Annotated in this window: 19 protein-coding genes; 9 read left to right on the top strand and 10 right to left on the bottom strand. The window is 70.8% G+C overall.

Features of this window, described 5'->3' with window-relative positions; all coding sequences use genetic code 11:
* Positions 1-32: 32 nt before the first annotated feature.
* The 3 genes from ACFWW9_RS16030 to ACFWW9_RS16020 form a co-directional block, all read right to left on the bottom strand.
* Entirely contained in the window at positions 33-500 is a 468-nt protein-coding gene (locus ACFWW9_RS16030) for a hypothetical protein (protein ID WP_390377325.1), read from the bottom strand.
* Entirely contained in the window at positions 500-2,188 is a 1,689-nt protein-coding gene (locus ACFWW9_RS16025; protein ID WP_390377322.1) for a PHP domain-containing protein, read from the bottom strand. The genes ACFWW9_RS16030 and ACFWW9_RS16025 overlap by 1 nt, the downstream gene beginning before the upstream one ends.
* Positions 2,189-2,298: 110 nt before the next feature.
* Positions 2,299-3,171: an alpha/beta fold hydrolase gene (locus ACFWW9_RS16020; protein ID WP_390377319.1), complete on the bottom strand. Its 873-nt coding sequence runs from the start codon at positions 3,169-3,171 to the stop codon at positions 2,299-2,301.
* Positions 3,172-3,337: 166 nt separating this feature from the next.
* On the opposite strand from ACFWW9_RS16020, the gene ACFWW9_RS16015 reads away from it, so the two are divergent.
* A complete protein-coding gene (locus tag ACFWW9_RS16015) occupies positions 3,338-4,555 on the top strand; it encodes an alginate lyase family protein (protein ID WP_390377316.1) in 1,218 nt (405 codons plus the stop codon).
* Here the strand turns inward: ACFWW9_RS16015 and ACFWW9_RS16010 are convergent, their stop codons facing one another.
* The gene (locus tag ACFWW9_RS16010; RefSeq protein ID WP_390377313.1) at positions 4,556-5,332 is read right to left on the bottom strand and encodes an isocitrate lyase/phosphoenolpyruvate mutase family protein; all 777 of its coding nucleotides are present in this window, start codon (positions 5,330-5,332) and stop codon (positions 4,556-4,558) included.
* Entirely contained in the window at positions 5,329-5,889 is a 561-nt protein-coding gene (locus ACFWW9_RS16005) for a hypothetical protein (RefSeq protein WP_390377311.1), read from the bottom strand. Before ACFWW9_RS16005 ends, ACFWW9_RS16010 begins: the two co-directional genes overlap by 4 nt.
* 57 nt (positions 5,890-5,946) lie before the next feature.
* Here ACFWW9_RS16005 and ACFWW9_RS16000 point away from each other — a divergent pair, with 57 nt between their 5' ends.
* Complete coding sequence (locus ACFWW9_RS16000; RefSeq protein WP_390377308.1) at positions 5,947-6,648, top strand: ArsR/SmtB family transcription factor; 702 nt, start codon at positions 5,947-5,949, stop codon at positions 6,646-6,648.
* Here ACFWW9_RS16000 and ACFWW9_RS15995 read toward each other — a convergent pair.
* Positions 6,645-7,397 (bottom strand): PP2C family protein-serine/threonine phosphatase, encoded by a 753-nt coding sequence (locus tag ACFWW9_RS15995; protein WP_390377305.1) that lies wholly within the window; start codon positions 7,395-7,397, stop codon positions 6,645-6,647. The two genes, ACFWW9_RS16000 and ACFWW9_RS15995, sit on opposite strands and share 4 nt — an antisense overlap.
* 76 nt (positions 7,398-7,473) lie before the next feature.
* On the opposite strand from ACFWW9_RS15995, the gene ACFWW9_RS15990 reads away from it, so the two are divergent.
* Together ACFWW9_RS15990 and ACFWW9_RS15985 are read left to right on the top strand one after the other, a co-directional pair.
* Positions 7,474-9,216: an N-6 DNA methylase gene (locus tag ACFWW9_RS15990; RefSeq protein ID WP_390377303.1), complete on the top strand. Its 1,743-nt coding sequence runs from the start codon at positions 7,474-7,476 to the stop codon at positions 9,214-9,216.
* A gap of 17 nt (positions 9,217-9,233) precedes the next feature.
* Positions 9,234-10,130: a serine/threonine-protein kinase gene (locus ACFWW9_RS15985; protein ID WP_390377300.1), complete on the top strand. Its 897-nt coding sequence runs from the start codon at positions 9,234-9,236 to the stop codon at positions 10,128-10,130.
* Positions 10,131-10,162: 32 nt separating this feature from the next.
* Here the strand turns inward: ACFWW9_RS15985 and ACFWW9_RS15980 are convergent, their stop codons facing one another.
* Positions 10,163-11,239 (bottom strand): ROK family transcriptional regulator, encoded by a 1,077-nt coding sequence (locus tag ACFWW9_RS15980; protein WP_390377297.1) that lies wholly within the window; start codon positions 11,237-11,239, stop codon positions 10,163-10,165.
* Positions 11,240-11,308: 69 nt separating this feature from the next.
* Between ACFWW9_RS15980 and ACFWW9_RS15975 the strand changes: the two genes are divergently transcribed.
* From ACFWW9_RS15975 to ACFWW9_RS15960, 4 genes are read left to right on the top strand one after another with little or no spacing between them, the layout of a single operon-like run.
* Entirely contained in the window at positions 11,309-12,355 is a 1,047-nt protein-coding gene (locus ACFWW9_RS15975; protein ID WP_390377294.1) for a Gfo/Idh/MocA family oxidoreductase, read from the top strand.
* A complete protein-coding gene (locus ACFWW9_RS15970) occupies positions 12,352-12,828 on the top strand; it encodes a heme-degrading domain-containing protein (RefSeq protein WP_390377291.1) in 477 nt (158 codons plus the stop codon). Before ACFWW9_RS15975 ends, ACFWW9_RS15970 begins: the two co-directional genes overlap by 4 nt.
* Positions 12,825-13,631 (top strand): SAM-dependent methyltransferase, encoded by an 807-nt coding sequence (locus ACFWW9_RS15965; RefSeq protein WP_390377288.1) that lies wholly within the window; start codon positions 12,825-12,827, stop codon positions 13,629-13,631. Before ACFWW9_RS15970 ends, ACFWW9_RS15965 begins: the two co-directional genes overlap by 4 nt.
* A gap of 20 nt (positions 13,632-13,651) precedes the next feature.
* On the top strand, positions 13,652-14,002 hold the full coding sequence (locus ACFWW9_RS15960) for an HPF/RaiA family ribosome-associated protein (protein ID WP_390377285.1): 351 nt from the start codon (positions 13,652-13,654) through the stop codon (positions 14,000-14,002).
* Between the two features lie 561 nt (positions 14,003-14,563).
* On the opposite strand, the gene ACFWW9_RS15955 is transcribed toward ACFWW9_RS15960, so the two are convergent.
* From ACFWW9_RS15955 to ACFWW9_RS15945, 3 genes are all read right to left on the bottom strand, one after another.
* Positions 14,564-15,685, bottom strand: coding sequence for a DUF6923 family protein (locus ACFWW9_RS15955; protein ID WP_390377282.1), 1,122 nt, complete (start codon positions 15,683-15,685; stop codon positions 14,564-14,566).
* Positions 15,682-16,440: a hypothetical protein gene (locus tag ACFWW9_RS15950; RefSeq protein WP_390377279.1), complete on the bottom strand. Its 759-nt coding sequence runs from the start codon at positions 16,438-16,440 to the stop codon at positions 15,682-15,684. Before ACFWW9_RS15950 ends, ACFWW9_RS15955 begins: the two co-directional genes overlap by 4 nt.
* Before the next feature lie 354 nt (positions 16,441-16,794).
* On the bottom strand, positions 16,795-17,898 hold the full coding sequence (locus ACFWW9_RS15945; RefSeq protein ID WP_390377276.1) for a serine hydrolase domain-containing protein: 1,104 nt from the start codon (positions 17,896-17,898) through the stop codon (positions 16,795-16,797).
* Between the two features lie 290 nt (positions 17,899-18,188).
* Here ACFWW9_RS15945 and ACFWW9_RS15940 point away from each other — a divergent pair, with 290 nt between their 5' ends.
* A complete protein-coding gene (locus tag ACFWW9_RS15940) occupies positions 18,189-19,823 on the top strand; it encodes a glycosyl hydrolase family 18 protein (protein WP_390377273.1) in 1,635 nt (544 codons plus the stop codon).
* The last annotated feature ends 1,125 nt before the right edge of the window (positions 19,824-20,948 follow it).

Below are 20,948 nucleotides of genomic sequence, written 5' to 3'. Positions count from 1 at the left end.
GTCGGTTCCCCCGACCGGCCACGAGGCGTTCGTCAGTGCGATCCCGCGCAGCACTCGTGCGGCTGCTCGACCTCGACGGGCTGGAACACGCCGCCCGCCGCCCGCTCGACCAGCAGCACCAGGTCGCCGTCCCGGTACTCCGGCCGCACGAAGCCGCCGGTGTCGATCACGGTGTCGAGGTCGAGCGTCGCGCCGATGGCCACGACGCCGTCGATCCCCGTGTCCCGCACCAGGTCCGCCAGCCGGTGCTTCCCGGTCAGCCGCTGCTGGCCGTCGAACCGGATGCAGCGGCCCGTCTCGGGCGGGTCGACCTCGGTGCCGGGTGCGAGCCCGCTGGTGACCCGCGCGAACACGACGGTCTCGGCTACCGGGCCCGTGCGCTCGACGCGGGTCAGCACCAGGTCGGCCGCCACGCCCGCCTTGTCCAGCGCGGACAGCACCTCGCGGTCGAAGTGCGCGCCCACCGACGTGAACTCCGGGACCAGCCGCACCCAGCGCACTAGACCACGTCCACGAAGACCGGGTTCGCGTAGAACCACAGGTCGGCCCACGGGTCGGCGTCGCCGATGACGTCCATGACCGGGTTGCCCTCGGGGGTGAGCTGGTTGCCGTCCGTGCCGCGCACCCGCAGGTAGAACGGGCCCGCGACGTCGCGGAACACGTACGTGAACTTGGCGCGGTTCTTGGTGACCTCGAAGGACTTCACCACGGTCGTGCCCGGCGCGGAGAGCGTGTCGCGGTCGACGACCGGACCCGTGACCGGGCCCGCGATGAGGTCGAGCTTGGCCAGCTTCGGCACCACACCGGCGAAGTTGGGGCCGCCCGCGCCGGTCACCTCGATGGTGACCTCGATCGAGCCGCCGCGCTTGACGAACGTGCGACCGCCCAGCGTCACGCCGCGGTTGTCGCCCTCGCCCAGGGCCCGCACGCGCAGGTCGAGGCCGTCGATCAGCCTGCCGTGCACCGCGATCACCTTGCCCGCCTGGAGTCCGCGCATGATGTCCACGTAGGACTTCGAGCGCGAGCCCACCACGGTCTGGCTGTAGTAGCCGGGGAAGAAGTCGCCGAACCCGCCCTGCTTGACGCCGGAGTCGACCGGGGCGCCGCGGCTGCCGGTCTTCTCGTAGTCCTGCGCGCCGGGCGTGAGCGTGTCGTTGAAGACCTGGTGCACGTCGGACGTGGAGGTGATCCACCACGGCCTGCCCTCGGCCAGCATCGAGTCCCAGAGCCCGCCGACCTTGGCGGTCATCCAGTCGAAGCCGCCGTAGGTGCGGTAGGGGTTCTCGGCCTCGGTGGGCGCGTAGCCGGGGTGGCTGTCCGCGCCGGGCGAGGAGTCGTAGTACCCGCGCGCCCGGCCGCCGCCGCCCGCCGACTTCGGGATGCCCGCGGCCTGGTGGCCGGGAGCGCCCTCCATGCCCACGGCCACGCCGGGGGCCGCGTCGCGCCAACCGCGCAGCTCGTGCGGGCTGTCGACACCGCGCCGGGACGGGTGGTTCGCGAACATCAGCGCGATCTCGGCCCGTCCACTGAGGACCTGCGACTCCAGGTACCGCAGCGCGGCCAACGCGTACGGCTCGCCGTCCGCGGACGTGGCGCGGGCGATGAGGCCCTTGCCGCCGTTGGCGACCGGCGTGGACAGGATCCCGCCGTCGTAGCCCGCCTCGAAGGCGCGCAGGATGTCGACGGTGTTGCGGTCCGGCGGCAGGAACACGGTGGCGTGCTCCGCGCCGGGGATGTTCCACTCCAGACCCTGGTAGACCAGGATGTCGCGGTTCGCCTTGCGCGCCTTCTCGATGTCCGGCGTGACCTGGTCGATCGAGAACTTCTGGTGCGCCACGCCACCGTGGTCGGTGATGACCATCCAGTCGAGGCCGTGCTTCTTGGCCTTGGCGACCTGCGCCGAGATCGGGTACTGGCCGTCGCCGGAGTACTGGGTGTGGATGTGGTGGTCACCCGCGTACCAGCGCTGCGGCACGCCCCACTGGTTCGTCGACTGCGGGGTCGCGGCGGCCTGGCCCGCTCCCGCGCTCGCCAGCGCGGCGCCGCCGACGGCGACGCCGAGGCCCGCCAGGAACCGGCGGCGGGCGACCGAGATGGGTCGGTCGTCCGCCGGGTCCTGCCAACTGCCCTCGACGGGCTCTACCTCGTGGTGGTGGTGCTCGTGGCCATCATGATGGTGGTGCGACATGTGTGGGGCTCACCGTTCGCGGGTCGGCAGCTACGTCGCCGCGGAGTATGTCCAGGCAGGAGCCCTGACAACGTGGGTCAACCGGTGAACACCCGATGAACCCTCACGTCCTATCGCGCACGCTTGGCGTTAGCGGTGACCGCCTCCACGACCGTCGGCCACACGTCCACCGGGAGGTCGTGCGCCATGCCGTCGACGATGATCAGCTCGGCGCCGGGGATCGCCGCCGCCGTGGCCTCGCCACCGGAGCGGTGGACGAGCGGGTCCTCGGAGCCGTGGATCACCACGGTCGGCACGGTCACCCCGCGCAGCCCCTCCGTGCGGTCGGGCGAGGCCATGACCGCGGCGAGGTGCCGCAGGGTGCTCATGGGTCGGTTCGACCGGTCGTAGGCCGCCGCGATCCGCTCGCGCGCCGCGTCCTCGTCCACCGCGAAGCCCGGCGACCGGGTCAGCCGCGACGAGACCAGCCGCTGCTCGATGGTCGCCTCGCGGTCGCCGGACGGGCCCTGGGCGAACGTCGCCACGATCTCCGGCCTGCCCTGACCCACGGTCCGGTCGCCGGTCGTGGACATGATCGAGCACAGGCTCAGCACGCGGTCCGGGTGGTCGACGACGACCTGCTGGACGATCATGCCGCCCATCGACGCGCCGACCAGGTGCGCCTTCTCGATCCCCAGGCCGTCGAGGAGCCCGACGACGTCGTCCGCCATGTCGGACAGCAGGTACGGCGCGGTCGTGAAGTCCCCGGAGGCCAGCGCGGCGAGGTCGGGCACCGGCAGGTGGTCGAGCGCGGTCGAGAGCCCGATGTCCCGGTTGTCGAACCGGATCACGTGGAAGCCCTGCGCGGCGAACAGGTCGCACAGCTGGAGGTCCCAGTTGAGCATCTGCGCGCCGAGACCCATCACCAGCAGCAGGGTCGGGTCCGCGGGGTCGCCGAAGGCTTCGTACTCGAGTTCGAGGTCCTGGACGGTCACTCTTGGCATGCGTTTTCGACCTTTCCGCAATTCGATTTGTTCACATGGGTGAAATCACCCAGTCTGCCCGGTCGTGCACCAAAACGGGCAAAAAGTTCCGGTACGGCGAAACGTTGACCTAACTGGTCTGAACCACTGACACTGGCCGTCTCCCCAACCCCTGCGAGGAGACCTGATGACCCGTTCACCCCTGCGCAAGAAAATCGTCGTCGCCGCACTGTCCGCCCTGCTCACAGTAGTCGGAACCCAGGTTCCCGCGACCGCCGCGCCAGTGGTCGACGGTGGCGTCACCGCCGCCGCGCCCGCGACCTTCACCCATCCCGGCGTGCTCGTGAGCAGGCCGCAACTGGAGTTCATGCGCACCAAGGTGCTCGCGAACGCGCAACCGTGGAAATCCGCGTACGACCAGATGATGGGGAGCAAGTACGCCTCGCTGACGCGCACGCCGAAACCGCGCGCCGTCGTCGAATGCGGTTCCTACTCGAACCCGAACTACGGCTGCACCGACGAGCGCGAGGACGCCATCGCGGCGTACACGCTGTCGCTCGCCTGGTACGTGACGAAGGACGCCCGGTACGCGAACAAGGCGATCCAGATCATGGACGCCTGGTCCCCCGTCATCAAGGACCACACGAACAGCAACGCCCGCCTGCAGACGGCGTGGTCCGGCTCGTCGTGGCCCAAGGCCGCCGAGATCATCCGCTACACCTACACCGGCTGGCCCGCGGCGAACGTGACCCGGTTCGCGACCATGCTGCGCAGCGTGTACCTGCCGGAGATCCAGGCCGGGTTGGCCAACACCAACGGCAACTGGGAACTCAGCATGATGGAGGCCTCGATCGGCATCGCGGTCTTCCTGGAGGACAAGGCCGCCTACGACAAGGCCGTCTCGATCTTCCGCACCCGGCTGCCCGCGTACATCTACCTGACCAGCGACGGCGCCCTGCCGAAGACGCCGCCCGGCAGCGGCATCGACACCCGCGCGGAGATCGTCTCCTACTGGCACAACCAGTCCACGTTCCAGGACGGCGTGAGCCAGGAGACGTGCCGCGACTTCACCCACACCGGCTACGGCCTGGCCGCCGCGGCGCACATCGCCGAGACGGCCCACCACCAGGGCCAGGACCTGTGGGGCGAGAACCAGGACCGGATGCGCCACGCGTACGGCCTGCACGCCCGCTACCAGCTCGAGGCGATGCCGTCCTGGCTGTGCGGCGGCACCCGCAACCAGAACCTCGGCCCGACGACCGAGGTCGCGTTCAACGCGCTGAACACCCGGCTCGGCATCGCGATGGCCAACACCCAGCGCTACACCGAGCAGCAGCGCCCGCAGGGCACGGACAACCTGTTCATCGCGTGGGAGACCCTGACCCACGCGCAGAACCCGGCGTAGTCACCGGTCGCGGGCGCTCCACGGGGCGCCCGCGGCCAGCCCCTGCGCGTCCGCGTAGCTCGGGATCCCGTCGGCCACGGGTTCGCCTTCGCGCACCTGGCACGCGGTCGTCACGGCGGCGTGCAGCGCGGCCCGGAACAGCAGCGACCCGGTGCTGACGCGGCGAACCCCCAGCTCTCCCAGGCGTCGCAGCCCGAGCGCGGGCACGTGCAGGACGTTCAGCGGCGCGTCGACCGCGGCCACCACGGCCGCGATCTCCCGTTCCAGCGCCAATCCCGGCACGAACACCCCGTCCGCCCCGGCGTCCAGGTACCTCCTGGCACGGTCCACTGTGGACTCCTTCGCGACCCCGAGCCAGTGCGTGTCCACGCGCGCGTTGACGAACAGCCCCGGCCCACCCTCCTTCGCCGCGCGCACGAGCCCCGCCTGCTCGACCGGGTCCGCGAGCACGCCGCCGGGCCTGCCGTCCTCGATGTTGACGCCCGCGACCCCCAGCGCGGCCAGTTCCGCGGCCAACTCCCGCACGTCCGCCCCGAACCCGGACTCGATGTCCACGGTCACCGGCACCGGCAGCCCGACGATCCGCCGCGCCAACGCCACCGTCTCGTCCCGCGTCGCCCCTTCGCCGTCCGGCAACCCGGCCGCGGCGGCCACCCCGAGGCTCGTCGTGCCGATCGCCGCGAACCCGGCCGCGTGCAGTGCCGCGGCGGACGCGAAGTCCCAGGCGTTGGGCAGCAGCAGCGGCCGGTCGGCGTGGTGCAGGTTTTGGAACGTCATCGGGTCAGCCCTTCCGCCAGTGCGAGCGCGTGCCGTTCACCGGGACAGGCGTGCCGCCCGAGCCCGAAGGGGTGGTCGGCCAGGTCGACCTCCACCTCGACGCCGTCCGGCCCGACCCGACGGGTGCTCGGCACCGGCGGCCGCACACCGGCGACCAGCGCCGCCGTCGCCACGCAGGCCTGCACCAGCAGGCCGATCAGGTTCGCGGTGGCCTCGTCGTACTTCCCACACGCCGCCACCAGCCTGCCCAACGCCTCGTCCGCTTCGCGGGTGATCGCGGTGTGCGGCTGGTACGAGCGGGCGACCACCTCCACGTCCGCCGCCACGACGTCCACCCCGAGCGCCTCGGCCAGCACCTCCACGGGCGTGGCCTTCCTCGTCATCGCCAGATCCCGCAGCCGTTCCGGCTCGACCTCCGCCAACGCCGCCACAGCCAACATCCGCCGCCGCTCGTGCGCGGCCCCTTCGCTGAACCTCGCCACGGAAGCCCGCAACCACGCGACCCCCTCGACGGCATCGGGAACCGGCGGAACGGTGTACCTCGGATCGTCCAACATGCCCACGACGCTAGGCGTCGGACGTTTCGGCGCGCGCCGAAACGTCACCGGCCTACCGTGGACCCCGTGAAGGGACTGGCGGACTTGGCGGCACTGCTGGCGGACGGCACCAGGGCCGCGTTCTGCGTCGCCCTGCTGGACGGCCGCGCGTGGACCTCCGGCGAACTCGCCGCGCACGCGGGCGTGGCCCCCTCGACGGCCAGCGAACACCTCGGCAAGCTCGTCGACGGCGGCCTCCTCGTCGAACGCCGCCAAGGCCGCCACCGGTACGTGCAACTGGCCGACCAGCGCGTGGCGCAACTCCTGGAAGACCTGGTGTCCCACGTGGAACCGACGACACCGGCCCGCACCCTCAAGGCCACCACCACGTCGGCCGCCCTGGCCCGAGGCCGCACCTGCTACGACCACTTCGCGGGCCGCTTGGGCGTGGCCATCACCGACGCCATGACCACCCGCGGCTACCTCACCCAGACCGACGGCTTCACCGTCACCGCGAGCGGCCTGGCCTGGCTCACCGACCACCTGAACGCCACCGAGGCCGACCTGCGCGGGTCACGCCGCCCGTTGGGCAGGCCGTGCCTGGACTGGACCGAACGCCGCACCCACCTAGCGGGCACGGCGGGCGCCCACCTGTGCCGCCACTTCCAATCCCAGGGCTGGGTCCGCCGCGTCGGCACCACCAGGGCCGTCCGCGTCACCCCGACCGGCACGACCGCGTTGCGGGACCTGCTGGGGCTGAACGCGGCGGCACTGGGCTAGAGCAGCCGCCCGCTCCAGTGGGCCAGCCACTCGTCGTTCACGACGTCGACCAGCACGCAGGTGATGTTGTCCGGGCCGCCCGCCTCGTTGGCGAGGGCGATGAGCTTCACGACGACCTCGTCGCGGTCCTCGGTCTCGGTCAGCACAGACAGGATCGTCTCCGGCGGCACCACGTCGGACAGGCCGTCCGAGCACAGCAGGTAGCGGTCGTTGACCTGCGCCTCGTGCAGGAACACGTCCGGTTCCGGGGAGTTCCCGGCTTGGAGGGCGCGCATCAGCATCGAGCGGCGGGGGTGCAGGACGGCCTGCTCGGCGGGCATGCGGCCCTCGTCGACGAGCGCCTGCACCATCGTGTGGTCGCGGGTGACCTGCTGGATCTCGCCGTCGCGCACCAGGTAGCAGCGGGAGTCGCCGATGTGGGCCACGGCGAACTTCGAGCCGTCGACCCAGAGCAGCGCGGTCAGGGTGGTGCCCATGCCGCGCATCCGGAGGTCCTGCTCGGCCATGTCCGTGAGGCGCAGCGCGACCTCGTCCATCATCGCCGTCAGCGCGGGCACGGGGTCGCCGCTGACGTCGTAGTGGGCCAGCACGTCGATGGCCGTGGCGCTCGCGATCTCGCCGAACGCGTGGCCGCCCATGCCGTCGGCGACGGCGAACAACGGCGGCTCGGCGCAGGCGGAATCCTCGTTCAGCTCGCGGCGAAGCCCTGGATGGGTGCCAACGGCGTGGGCGAGCCGGTTGTGCGTCATGACAACAGTGAAACATTGGTTGATTCAGTTCACAAGCAGAACCACTGTGCATCGGTTGTGAACTAGGGTGTACGGCATGGACCAGGACGCCACCGTGAGCGCGGGCGACATCGCCCGCCTCGTCGACGTGGGGCGTGCCGCCGTGAGCAACTGGCGTCGACGGCACGAGGACTTCCCCGCGCCGGTCGGCGGCACGGCGTCCAGTCCGCTGTTCTCCCTCAACGAGGTCGAGGACTGGTTGCGGCGCAACGGGAAGCGCGTCGACGTGTCCCCTGTGGAGCGGGCGTGGCAGTGGCTGCGCGGCGCGGGCGACGACCTGTGCCTCGGCGAGCGCGTGGCCGAGGCGGGCGAGGCCCTGCTGTCGGAGAACGGCGGCACGCTCGCCCCCCTGGCCGCCGAACGCGGGGCGCTGGCGGCGTTCGAGTTCCTCTGCGCGCGCTACCTGGAGGCGCACTCCCGCCAGCTCGACGCGACGCCCGCGGACGTGGCACGGCTCCTGGTGCGCCTGACCAGGCCGGACGGCGGCACGCTGTACGACCCGGCGTGCGGACTGGGCACGATGCTGGTCGACACGCCCGCCGCGCGCGTGCTCGGGCAGGAGATCGACGACACCACCGCGACCATCGCCGCGCAACGGCTGCGACTTCGCTCACAGGCGGGCGAGATCAGCGTCGGCGACGCGCTGCGGCAGGACGGTTTCCCCGGTGAGCTGGCCGACGCGGTCGTGTGCGACCCGCCGTTCACCGAACGGGCGTGGGGCTACGACGAGCTGGCGGGCGACGCGCGCTGGGAGTACGGGCTGCCGCCGCGCGGCGAGTCCGAGCTCGCGTGGGTGCAGCACTGCCTGAGCCACACCAAGCCCGGCGGGCTGGTGGCGATCCTGATGCCGTCCGCGGCGGCGAGCCGCCGACCGGGCCGCCGGATCAGGGCGAACCTGCTGCGCGCCGGGGCGTTGCGGGCGATCGCGACGCTGCCGGGCGGCCCGGACCTGTGGCTGCTGAGGCGTCCCGAACCCGGTGACCGCACGCCGTCGCACGTGCTGCTGACCGAGGTGGACGACCTGTCCACTGTGGACCGCCGGTGGGCCGCGTTCGGGCAGGACCCGGCGGGCGGGCACTCCGTGCCGATCGTGGACCTGCTGGACGAGGACGTCGACCTGAGCCCGGCCGTGCAGTCGTTGCGGCGCAGCGGGGGCGAGGACACGCACCTCGCGTTCGTGGAGGCGCTCACGGCGTTGACCAAGACCGTGCTGCCGACGCCGGAGCTGGAGAAGGCGTCGCAGCAGGCGCCGCCGATGACCACGATCGGCGAACTGGCGAAGGCCGGGCTGCTGACCATGAAGCACGCGGGCGCGAAGCTCACGACGGGCAACGGCGAACTGCCGGTGCTCACCGCGGACGACCTGGCCGCGGGCGCGGAACCGTCCGAGCGCACGGCCCCGGACCCGGACCTGGTCGAGGTCGAGCCGGGCGACGTCGTGGCCTCCCCGATGGGCACCGCGCGGGTCGTCGGCTGCCACGCCGTCCTGGGCCCCTACCTGGCCGTCTACCGGGTCGACCCGAAGCGGCTCGACCCGTACTTCCTCGCGGGCGTGCTGCGCGCGGCGGCGTCGCGGGCGCACCAGGGGTCGAGCCGGGTCGACGCCCGCCGCACCCAGGTGCCCCGGCTGACGCTGACCGAACAGCAGGCCTACGGACGGGCCTTCCGGCAGTTGGGCACACTGGAGGACGCGCTGCGCGAGACGGCGGCTCTGGGGGAAAGCGTGATCCGGCTAGGCTTCGGCGGCCTGATGGACGGTCACCTCCGACCGCGGAGCTAGAACGGTTGGGAGGCCGGATGCTCATCGCCGATCGGTACGACCTGGACGACCTGCCGCTCGGCCAGGGTGGGATGGGGGCGGTGCACGGCGGGTACGACCGGCACCTCGACCGGCGGGTCGCGGTGAAGTTCCTGCAACTGCCCGGCAGGCGCGACGAGGAGATGGAGCACCGCTTCACCCGCGAGGCCCGCATCCTGGCGAAGCTGGAGCACGCGGGAGCGCCCGTCCTCTACGACTTCGGCGTCTTCGAGTACCGGATGTACCAGGTGATGCAGTTCATCGACGGCGTCACGGTCGCGGACCTGGTGGGCGAGCACGGGCCGCTGCCGGTGGCGTGGGCCGCGTCGATCGCCGCGCAGGCGTGCGCCGTGCTGGCCGCCGCGCACAACCTGTCGATCTGCCACCGCGACCTGAAGCCGACGAACCTGATGCTGTGCCCGGACGGCAGCGTGAAGGTGCTCGACTTCGGGTTGGCGGTGCTGCGGGAGTCCGACGTCGCCCAGTTCACCCGCTGGGGCCAGATGCTCGGCACCCCGGCGTACATGGCGCCCGAGCAGATCCAGCGCGGCAACGCCGAGCCGCGCAGCGACCTGTACGCGTTGGGGTGCGTGCTGCACGAGATGCTGACGGGCAAGCAGCTCTTCACCGGCGACACGGCGTACACCGTGTTCGACAAGCAGGTGAAGCAGCGGCCGTCGTCCGTGCCGCGCATCCCCGTGGCGCTGGACGAGCTGCTCCAGGACATGCTGGAGAAGGACCCCGAACGCAGGCCCGCCGACGCGACCGTGCTGTTCGAGCGGCTGCTGCCGTTCGCCGTGGACCTGCCGATGCTGCCCGGTTTCCTCACGCCGTCCACGACGCCGAGCCCGGACCGCATGTACGCCCGAGCCGTCGGTCAGGTCCTGGAGGGCTAGCCGGTCGCGCCCGCGTGGAAGGCACTTCCCCGCTACGGACCGCGCTGGCTGTAGAACTCGCTCAGCACGAGCATCGCGGCCCCGGCGGCGACCAGGTCGTCGCCCAGCGGGCTGACGCTGATCTCGACCTCCAGCCAGTCCGAGCGCGGCACCTGCTCGCGCACCACGTCCCGGATCGCGTCCGCGTAGAAGTCCGGGTTGCCCTGCACCACCCGGCCGCCGAGCACCACGTGGTCGAGGTCCAGCAGTTGCACGAGCCCCGCGACGGCCATGCCGAGCACGGTCACCGCCGCCTTCATGTCGCCCGCCGCGACGGCGAGGTTGTGCACGATCTCCACGCACCCCGACCGCCCGCACGCGCACCGCGGCCCGCCGAGCTGGATGGTCGTGTGGCCGTACTCGCCCGCGTTGGTCCGCGCGCCCCGGTGCACCTGCCCGTCGAGCAGCAGCCCGACGCCGACGCCCGTGCCGACGATCACCAGCGCGGCGTGCCGCAGCTCGTCGCCGCGCCGCCACGCCTCGGCGATCATCGCGGTGTTGGTGTCCTTGTCGACCACGACCGGCAGGCCGAGCCGCGCGGACGCGAGGTCGCGCAGCGGCACGTCGTGCCAGCCGACGAGGCCGGTGGCGTCGTGCACCACGCCGTCGCGGTGGTCGAGCGGGCCGACGAAGCCGATGCCCACGCCGAGCAGCCGCTCGTCGGCCACGTCGTTGCGGGAGCGCAGCACGTCCACGAGGGCCGCGAGCTCGGTCACGAACACGTCCGGGCCGAAGTCGCGGGGCAGCGCGGCGACCGTGACGTCCACGACGGCGCCGGACAGGTCGGTGAGGACGACGCGCAGCTCGTCGCGCTCGACCGCCGCGCCGAGGGCGAGCCTGCTGGAGGCCACGAGGCGGACCAGCGTGCGCGGCTTGCCGACGCCGACGTTGCGGCGTCCGGAGTCGACGAGGAGACCGTCGGCGATCAGCCTGCTGACGATCTTGGACACCGCCTGGGGCGTGAGCCCGCTCATCTCGGCCAGCTCGACCCGCGTCATGGGTTCGCCACGGCGGGCCAGTCCGAGCACTACCGCGTCGTTGTACCCGCGCAGGAACCGCAAGTTGGCCACGGCGTCATGATCGCACGAGTTGTCCGTTGCGGCTGGCGATTACACCACAGCGTTGCTTTAATTCTCCCCATGGCAGCTGACCTCCGCACCGGCGTGATCGGGTACGGCATCGCGGGACGCGTCTTCCACGCGCCCCTGATCGCCTCCACGCCCGGCCTCGCGCTCACCGCGATCGTGACCACCGACCCCGACCGCCGAGCGCAGGCGACCGCCGCGTACCCGGAGGCCGAACTCCTCGACACCGCCGACGACCTGCTCGCCTCCGACGTCGACCTCGTCGTCATCGGCAGCCCGAACAAGACCCACGTCGACCTCGCGCTCGCCGCGATCGACCGGGGCATCGCGGTCGTCGTGGACAAGCCGTTCGCCCCGACCGCCGCCGAGGCGCGCCGCGTGGTCGACGCGGCGAAGGCGAAGGGCGTGCCACTGACGGTCTTCCAGAGCCGCCGCTGGGACAGCGACTTCCGGACCGTCCAGGAGGTCGTGGCGAGCGGCAGGCTCGGCACGCTCGCCCGGTTCGAGTCCCGCTACGAGCGGTGGGTCCCGGAGATCTGGGACAACTGGCGCGAGTTCGGCGACCCCGCGGAGGCGGGCGGGCTCCTCTACGACCTCGGCTCCCACCTCGTCGACCAGGCGTTGCAGCTCAACGGGCCGGTCCGCAGCGTCTACGCCGAGCTGAACCGCCGCCGCCCCGGCGCGCTCGTGGACGACGACGTGTTCGTCGCCCTCACCCACACCAACGGCGTCCGCTCGCACCTGTGGGCCAGCGCCGCCGCCACGAACAACGGCCCGCGCTTCCGGCTCCTCGGCTCGTCGGCGGCGTTCACCAGCCACGGCATGGACGGCCAGGAGGACGCGCTCGTCGCGGGCCTGCGCCCCGGTCAGCCGGGGTGGGGCGTCGAGCCGGAGTCGGCGTGGGGGTCGTTGGGCCTGCTCGACGACACCAAGCCCGTGCCGAGCGAGAACGGCGCGTACGAGCAGTTCTACGTCCAGCTCGTGGCGGCGCTGCGCGACGGCGGCCCGCTGCCCGTGGACCCCGAGTCGGCCATCGCCGCGCTGGAGATCATCGAGGACGCGTTCGAGTCCGCCAACACCGGACAGGTCGTGGCCGTATGAGCGCCGAGCTGCTCGCCGAACTCGCGGCCCAGGAAGAACGGCTGCGCTTCACCCGCTTCGACAACGACACCGCGCTCGCCCTCGGCGCGCAGCTCCTCGAAGCCGCGCGTGCCGGAGGACTGGCCGTCGCGATCTCCGTGCGGCGCGGCGCGCAGCGGATCTTCCACGCGGCCCTGCCGGGGACGTCGGCGGACAACGACGACTGGCTCGACCGCAAAACGCGGGTCGTCGACCGCTACGGGCGGAGCTCGTACTACGTGGGCACCCAGTTCCGGGTGCAAGGCAGTACCTTCGAGGAGTCGTCGAGGCTGGACCCGAGCCTCTACGCGGCGCACGGCGGGGTGTTCCCGGTGATCGTCACCGGTGTCGGCCCGGTCGGCACCGTCGGCGTCTCGGGACTCCCGCAGGCGGACGACCACGCGTTCGTCGTGGCACAGCTGGAGAAGTTCCTCGGTACGCAGGAGGCGCAGTGACGCAGGAGCGGTACGGGGTCGACGACATCGACCTCGAGCAGCCGAACCCGGCCAGGATGTACGACTACTACCTGGGCGGTGCGCACAACTTCCAGGCCGACCGCACCCTCGCCGAGCAGGCGATCCAGGTCATGCCGTGGATGCGCGAGGCCGTCCGGGCCAACCGGGCGTTCCTGGCGCGCGCCGTGCGGTTCTGCGTGTCGCAGGGCATCCGGCAGTTCCTCGACCTCGGCTCGGGCATCCCGACCGTGGGCAACGTCCACGAGGTCGCCCAGGGCCTGGCCCCGGAGAGCCGCGTCGCGTACGTGGACATCGAGCCGGTCGCGTACGCGCACAGCAAGCACCTGCTGCGCGACAACCCGAACGCCACCGTGACCAGGGCGGACCTCACCGTCTCCCAGGACGTGCTGACCGCCCCGACCGTGCTGGAGATGATCGACTTCTCCCAGCCGGTGGCCGTCCTCGCCGTCGCCGTCCTGCACTTCCTGCCCGACGAGCGCCACCCCGAAGCGGTGCTCGGCGCCTACCGCGACGTCGTCGTGCCGGGCAGCTACGTCGTGATGTCGCACGTGACGTCCGACCACAACCCCGAGCAGGCGGCGGGCGCGCTGGCCGTCTACAAGCGCTCCGCGAACCCGGTGTACACCCGCAGCCACGCGGAGATCACCAAGATGCTCGATGGCCTGGAGCTGGTCCCGCCGGGCTTGGTCGACGCGACCCAGTGGCACCACGACCACACCCCCGAACTCACCCAGAGGACGGAACACGTGGGGTTCTACGCCGCAGTCGCGCGGAGGAACTAGGGAGCAAGTAGCGTGGTTCCATGAGTGACACCGAAGTCCTTGAGCAGCGACTCCGACTGGGCAACGGGTTCGGCCCGAGCGACCAGGGCCGCGTGGTCCACGCCCTGGCCAACCTCGCCCCGCACCTGAACACCTGGCAGCCGGCACAGGTCGACCTGGCCCTGTCGGTGAAGGAACGCGGGCAAAAAGACCAGAAGGTCACCTTCGAAGCCTTCCTCTCCGGCTGGCCGCCTTTCGTCGCCACCTCCCACGAGGCGGAGCTCGACATCGCCTTGACCGAGGTCCGCAAGGAAATGATCCGCCAGATCGAAGACGCCAAGTCCCGCCGCGAGCCCCGCAAGCACGACAAGCCGCAGCGCCCGACCGCCTAGCACCACAACGTCGAGGGGCGTGGACCACCAGGTCCACGCCCCTCACGCTTTCAGCCTCAGAACCGCGCCCACCCACACCGGCTCGGACTCAACTCCACACCGGCCACACACGAACCTTGGACAGCTGCACCGGGCCGCACATCCAACGTTCGGTGATCCGCAGCGCCGCCCACCTGCCGCGCCGAAGCGCGCAACCCACTGCTTCGCTGACGTCCCCCGGCCAGGGGGACCCCTGATTTTTACGTTACCGCGAGGGTCCGACAATTCCGGCCGAGCGCTCGCCGCGATCCAGGTTTCCCCAGTTCAGAGCCAAGCGCATCAGCTTTCGACACCGGCCGCGCCCCACCGAGCACCCACTCGCGACCCGGCCCGCACCAACCACCACAGCCTAAGAATCCACAGCCCCGCCGCGGAACAAGCCCGCCCAAACCAAGCCTGCCGCAGCACGCAATCGCACTGCTTCGCGGACGTCCCCCGGCCAGGGGGACCCCTGATTTCCACGTTACCGCGAGGGTCCGACAATTCCGGGCGAGCGCTCGCCGCGATCCAGGTTTCCCCAGCTCACGCCCGTCGTGCCCGTTGAGCCGCCACGGCTCCCGCGCCGATCACCAGCAACAGCACCGCCAGGCTCCACCGCCGCTTGGTCTCCGTCCGCCGATCAGCCACGGCGACCACTTCCTCCACCGGCCGGTTCACCTCGTACGTCGGCTTCGGCGCCACCCGTGGTGCGGTCGGAGTCGTGGCCGTCGTGACGAGCGGCGGCGGCACCGGTGCCGCCGCGGGCGCGACCGAGGGCGGCGTGGTCGTCGGCGAAGGAGGCGGCGGCACGACAGCCTCGGAAGTCGTCACCGGCGTCTCGGCGGGCGGCAGAGGCGTGGGCGTGGTCGGGGGCGTGGTCGTCACCACCGGTGGCAGGGTCGTGGTCGTCGTCGTGGGTGGCACGTAGGTCGGTGGCAGGGCGGCGTAGCAGCCCGCCATGTCGATCGTGCGGGCCGCTGGTCGCGCGGACAGGCGGGTCACCGAGCCGGAGCCGTCCAGCGCCACCCGGTACAGGGTGCTCTGGCCGCCCTCGTCGTTGTTGGTCGCGTACAGCGCCCCGTCCGGCCCGAGCACCGCCGCCCCGTACCCCGGCCCGTCGGGCATCGGGATCGGGGTCGCCAGCGGGTTGACGTAGCCGGTGTTCGGGTCGACCGTGACGACCTCGGGGTGGCCGAGCAGCTTGGTCGCGACGCCGTAGAGGAGGCCGTCGGCGGGGTTGTAGTCGAAGTCGTCGACAGAGACGAACACGTCGAGGGGCCAGAGCATCTTGGCTTGCACCAATCCGAGGAAGTCGGCGCTCGCCGGGTTGATGTTCATGACGTACACCGCGCCCGCCGCGCGCACGTAGAAGTAGTCGCCGTGGATCGCGCCCGCCACGGCCTGCACGAGCCCGGAGTGCGGGACGTGGCCGACGACGCTGGAACCGCCCTGCCGGTCGACCACGACCACCTCGCCCGCAGGCGAGATGCCGTAGTAGACGCCTTGCGCGGCGGAGTAGCCGAACGCGTTGAGCCGCTGGTCGAGGACGGTCATGGTCGTCGCGACGCCGGACGGCAGCTCCACCGAGGACAGGGTCGACGGTCCGTCCGCCGACACCGCCTCGACCTGGAGCGCCACGCACGCCAACGCCGCGACGAGGATCACCGCAACCGGTCCAGTGCCGCCTGGAACGCGTCCGGCCCGATCTTCGCGCCGCCGCTGAACGGGTTCTGCAACTGGTAGGTGGCGTAGAGCAGGAGCGTCATGGTCGCGGCGAGGGTCGCCATGATCACGATGTGCGACCGCACTTTCGCCCCGCCGAACAGCAGCGCGAGCGCGAGGGAAAGGACGCTGCCCACGATCATGGTGAACCAGACGACAGAACTCACGCCGTTACCGGAAGCGTTGATCCGATCCTGCCGCGCCTCGTAAACTTCCCACAGTTTGGTCGCGGCCTCGGTCTTGCGATCGGTCTGCCACTCGTCGTCCACGGGCGATTGCGCGACAGCCACCCTGAGCTGGTCCAATTGCGTCCAGCCGATGGACGAGACGTCGCTGCCGTCCTGCATCTTCGGCCATTCTTCCCGGATGACCGTCGACATGTAGGCCCGTGAAAGATCGTGGACCTTCTCCTTCGTCGCGTCGGGCAGCGAATCGCTCGCCCACGCGGCGGCGACGAGCCCGTCCGCTTCGCGGTAGGACGTCTGGTCGGCGGACCCGGTGGCGTCGAACAGCGCGATCAGCACGAATGCGACAAGGACGGCGTTCAGCCCGGCCACGATGGAGAAGACGCCCCCGGCGGCGGCGTTGTTCTCCTCACGCCCTTCCTCACCGCCGAATCGGCGCATCAGATAGGCGGCGAGCGCGGCGATCAGGGCAGCAACGCCAACCCACAGAATGCCACCGACGTATATGTTCATGCTATTCCGATCACCCTCACAGCAAAAGGGCTCCGAAAGTACGGCTAAAATTTCCGGAACGCCCGCTCGACGTTCAACAAAGTAGCAGGCGTTCGTCACTCCACACGCCGATAAGGCGCTCGTTCAGCCAAGTGCTCCAATAGGATTGATCAGTCGGGTGACATTTGCCCACGCCACGCCGCGCCGCGCACTTGATCTCCCACTATCGGGGAGCGGAACACCACCGGAATCCGACCGGATCGGCCCAATCGACGGGCCCACGACCACGGTCGGTCATCCACCATTCGGCGCAACGGCCCCGACACGCCCATGAGGGGACCCCCGACCAGGGCCCCCTCGTGGCGGAACGGTGGGTCAGTCGCAGAACACCTCGGCGATCAGCTCGTCGAGGCCTTCCCCGGAGCCGCCGTCGGGCGCGGACGTGAACGAGCCCTCCAGCCGGACGCGGCCGTCCTTGCTGCTCAGCATCACGGTGCTGTAGGCGGGGATGCCGCCGCCGTGGCCGATCACGGTGGCCCCGCACGGCAGTTCCTGCTGCTCCAGGCCCAGCCCGTAGCCGGGCGAGACGTCGGTCAGCTTGGTCATCTCGGCGAACTGGGCGGGCTTGAGCAGCTCACCCCTCGCCACCGCGGTGACGAACCGGTCGAGGTCGGCCGTCGTCGAGATGATCTCGCCCGCGGCCCAGGCGACCGACGGGTTGATCCTGGTGACGTCGACGACCCGGTCACCCACCCGGTAGTAGCCGTGCGCGTGCGGACCCGGCACGTCGACCCGGTCGCCGGGCACGGAGGTGTCGCGCAACCGCAGCGGCTGGATCACGCGCTGCCGCACGGCGTCCGCGTACGGCCTGCCGGTGATCTTCTCCACCAGCATCCCCGCGACCACGTAGTTGGTGTTGGAGTAGCTCCACTTCGTGCCCGGCTCGAAGTCCAGCGGCTTCGCCGTCGCGATCGCCACCAGCTCACGCGGTTCGCGGTGCAGGTAGCGGATGGTCTCGAAACCGGCCGGGTCGAGCGGCAGCCCGCTCGTGTAGTTGTAGAGGCCGCTGGTGTGCTGGAGCAGCATCCGCACGGTGATCCGGTCCCCGTCCGGCAGCAGCCCCGGCAGGTACCGCGACACCGGCGCGTCCAGGTCGACCTTCCCCTCGCCCACCAGTTGCAGCACGACGGTGGACACGAACACCTTCGTCACGCTGCCGACGCGGAACCGGCCGTTGGTCGGCACCGGCCGGTCCCCTCCCCACTCGGCCACGCCCGCGCGCGCCGTGAAGCTCCGCCTGCCGTCGGTCACGCGCACCTGCGCGCCCACCACGCCGTTGCGCGCGACCGTGTCGATCGCCCGTTGCACGACCTCGCGGTCGATCCGCTCGGTCCCGGCCGTCGCGGTGCCGCCGACCGTGAGCGCCGTGAGCCCCACGACCACGCCCAGCACCCCGACGCGCCTGCCTGTCCCACCCATTCGAGTTCCTCCCCCGGATTCGTTGGCGAGACGAAGTCTTCCGGGGTCCGCGAGTCCGCCACGACCTCCTCCGGTGGGATCCGGCGTGCGACTTTCGGCGCTCGGAAATCCCTCGAAACCCCCACGAACCACCCTTAGTGGTCTCGATTGGTGAAAACGGTTGCAGCCAACAAAATCGATTCACTCGCTAGGCCATTCGAGTGACACAACTGGTCTAGACCTTGACCGTTCAGTGGTCTGGACCACATGTTGCACGCAACCTTGCTTTCCCTGCCGTGACAAGGAGCCCGATGACCAAGATCCGATGGCATCTCACAGCGTTGCTCGCGGCGGTCGCCGCGATGGTCCTCGGCTTGACGGTCGTACCCGCGGCCAGCGGTGCGGGCGGGGTGTCGGCGACCTTCACCAAGGGCTCCGACTGGGGCACCGGCTACGAGGGCAAGTACACCATCAAGAACGGCGGCACGTCGACGCTCGCGACGTGGACCGTCGAGTTCGACCTCCCGGCGAACCACAAGGTCAGCTCGCTGTGGGACGGCACGCAGACCGCCAGCGGCCAGCACGTGACCGTGAAGAACTCGTGGAACGGCAACGTCGCCCCCGGCGCGTCGGTGAGCTTCGGCTTCAACGTCACCTACACGGGCGCCTTCTCGGCCCCGAGCGGGTGCAAGCTGAACGGCGCCTCGTGTGACGCGGGTGGTCCGACGACGACCACCACGACGACCACGACCACCACGACGACGACCACGACGACGACGCCGGGCAACCCGACGACGACCACGACCACCACGACGCCGCAGCCCGGTGGCAAGAAGAACCTGGGCTACTTCGTGCAGTGGGGCGTCTACGCCCGCAACTACCACGTCAAGAACATCCAGACGAGCGGCTCGGCCCAGAAGCTGACGCACATCAACTACGCGTTCGGCAACGTCACCAACGGCCAGTGCACGGCCAACGACGACACCTACGCCGACTACGACAAGTTCTACGACGCGGCCAGCAGCGTCGACGGCGTCGCGGACTCGTGGGACACCGGTTCGCTGCGCGGCAACTTCAACCAGCTCCGCAAGCTGAAGAAGCTGAACCCCGGCCTCAAGGTCCTCTGGTCCTTCGGCGGCTGGACGTACTCCGGCGGCTTCGGCCAGGCCGCGCAGAACCCGGCCGCCTTCGCCGAGTCCTGCTACAAGCTGGTCGAGGACCCGCGCTGGGCCGACGTGTTCGACGGCATCGACATCGACTGGGAGTACCCGAACACGTGCGGCCTGAGCTGCGACGCGTCCGGCTTCGGGTCGTACAAGAACCTGATGGGCGCCCTGCGTTCCCGCTTCGGCTCGGGCAACCTGATCACCTCGGCGATCACGGCCGACGGCACCAACGGCGGCAAGATCGACGCCGCCGACTACGCCGGTGCGGCGCAGTACGTCGACTGGTACAACGTCATGACCTACGACTACTTCGGCGGTTTCGCCCCGCAGGGCCCTACGGCCCCGCACTCGCCGCTGACCTCGTACAACGGCATCCCCAACGCCGGGTTCTACTCCGACGCGGCCATCCAGAAGCTCAAGAGCAAGGGCATCCCGTCGTCCAAGCTGCTGCTCGGCATCGGCTTCTACGGCCGCGGCTGGACCGGCGTCACGCAGGACGCCCCCGGCGGCTCGGCCACCGGCCCGGCCCCCGCGTCCGTCGAGGCGGGCATCGAGGACTACAAGATCCTCAAGAACTCCTGCCCGGCGACCGGGACCATCGCGGGCACGGCGTACGCCAAGTGCGGCAACAACTGGTGGAGCTACGACACCCCCGCCACCATCGGCGGCAAGATGACCTACGCCAAGAACCAGAGCCTCGGCGGCGCGTTCTTCTGGGAACTCTCGGGAGACACGACCAACGGTGAGCTGATCTCGGCCATCAAGGGTGGTCTCGGCTGATCACGCGCTAGGAACCGGAGGGGCCCGCGACGACCGTCGCGGGCCCTTTCCGTTCGGCTGCACGGGCTACGGCGGCGTCGGCCAGTGCACGCTCACGCTGAGTCAGTTCCAGCTCCACCGGATCGAGTGACGACCAGAACCCCGGTTTTTGTCGGACCCCCTCGCTTCACTTGACCCATGCGAACCCTGCTCCGCCTCCTGACCCAACGCCTCCACTCACTCCTGGCCCGACTGCCCTTCAGGGCCCTTCACCGACCCCGCCCACTACCCACTCCCTCGGCCACCCCTGCCAGCCCTCACGAACCCGATTCCCTGGGCCCACCAGGCACCTCCGCCGACCCCAACACGCCCCACAGCCTCAACGAACCACGCCCGCGCACCGCCCCCGATCCCCTCACCCCCGGCTCGCCCGGTCGCATCAGCAGGCTCACAAGCCTCGGCACCCGCACACGAGCCATCCCTGACCCGTCCAGCGGCCAAGTCGGCCGGTCCGGCGGTCTCAGCCGCCTCACCAACGCCGACAAGCACCCCGGTGACACCGTCAACAGCCCCAACCCGGCCGTCTCATCCCTGCCCGACTACCTCTGTCCACCCAGCGGCAGCCAAGTCGGCTGGCCCAGCAGCCACGGCAAGTACTCGGCAGGCACCTTCAGCGACCCCAACTCGGCCATCCCCGACCTGCTCGGCAGCCTCAGTGCACCCAGCGACAGCGGCCAAGCCGACCGGTCCGGCGATCTCGGTGCCCCTGGCGGCTCAGGCACCACCTGTCTGTTCAAAGCCCGCGGCCTACCCGGCCTTCCGGGTCGCCCCGCGGACCACCGCACACCAGCCTTGCTCGACGACCTTCGCGCTCTTGCCCTGCCCGGCGAACCGGACCCGCCTGCCGTCGCCACCGCTGTCGGTCGTGGCTCTCCCGCGGCCAGAAGCCCCCCGCTCCACATCCCCGGTTGAGCACGCCGGACAGCAATCGGTCGGGAGACCGAGTGGCCTCCCGACCGATCACCGCACAGGGCGGTCAACTCTCCGGGTGTTCCGGCGTTCCGATCACCGCACTGGGCGGTCGACTCACGGGCGTTCGGGAGTTCCGATCACCTCACCGGCCCGACCAGCGGGCCAGGCGACCGG

This window comes from Umezawaea sp. NPDC059074 (genome assembly GCF_042738955.1).
Taxonomy (GTDB): Bacteria; Actinomycetota; Actinomycetes; order Mycobacteriales; family Pseudonocardiaceae; genus Umezawaea.
This window is presented reverse-complemented; position numbering and strand designations above follow the sequence as displayed.

Excerpts from the sequence above, each read along its gene's own strand:
- ACFWW9_RS15970 (WP_390377291.1), top strand. The coding sequence starts at position 12,352 with ATGAGCGCCGAGCTGCTCGCCGAACTCGCGGCCCAGGAAGAACGGCTG.
- ACFWW9_RS15960 (WP_390377285.1), top strand. The coding sequence starts at position 13,652 with ATGAGTGACACCGAAGTCCTTGAGCAGCGACTCCGACTGGGCAACGGG.
- ACFWW9_RS16020 (WP_390377319.1), bottom strand. The coding sequence starts at position 3,171 with ATGCCAAGAGTGACCGTCCAGGACCTCGAACTCGAGTACGAAGCCTTC.
- ACFWW9_RS16010 (WP_390377313.1), bottom strand. The coding sequence starts at position 5,332 with ATGACGTTCCAAAACCTGCACCACGCCGACCGGCCGCTGCTGCTGCCC.
- ACFWW9_RS16015 (WP_390377316.1), top strand. The coding sequence starts at position 3,338 with ATGACCCGTTCACCCCTGCGCAAGAAAATCGTCGTCGCCGCACTGTCC.
- ACFWW9_RS16005 (WP_390377311.1), bottom strand. The coding sequence starts at position 5,889 with ATGTTGGACGATCCGAGGTACACCGTTCCGCCGGTTCCCGATGCCGTC.
- ACFWW9_RS15950 (WP_390377279.1), bottom strand. The coding sequence starts at position 16,440 with ATGAACATATACGTCGGTGGCATTCTGTGGGTTGGCGTTGCTGCCCTG.
- ACFWW9_RS15995 (WP_390377305.1), bottom strand. The coding sequence starts at position 7,397 with ATGACGCACAACCGGCTCGCCCACGCCGTTGGCACCCATCCAGGGCTT.
- ACFWW9_RS15940 (WP_390377273.1), top strand. The coding sequence starts at position 18,189 with ATGACCAAGATCCGATGGCATCTCACAGCGTTGCTCGCGGCGGTCGCC.
- ACFWW9_RS16025 (WP_390377322.1), bottom strand. The coding sequence starts at position 2,188 with ATGTCGCACCACCATCATGATGGCCACGAGCACCACCACCACGAGGTA.
- ACFWW9_RS15985 (WP_390377300.1), top strand. The coding sequence starts at position 9,234 with ATGCTCATCGCCGATCGGTACGACCTGGACGACCTGCCGCTCGGCCAG.
- ACFWW9_RS15990 (WP_390377303.1), top strand. The coding sequence starts at position 7,474 with ATGGACCAGGACGCCACCGTGAGCGCGGGCGACATCGCCCGCCTCGTC.
- ACFWW9_RS15945 (WP_390377276.1), bottom strand. The coding sequence starts at position 17,898 with ATGGGTGGGACAGGCAGGCGCGTCGGGGTGCTGGGCGTGGTCGTGGGG.
- ACFWW9_RS15975 (WP_390377294.1), top strand. The coding sequence starts at position 11,309 with ATGGCAGCTGACCTCCGCACCGGCGTGATCGGGTACGGCATCGCGGGA.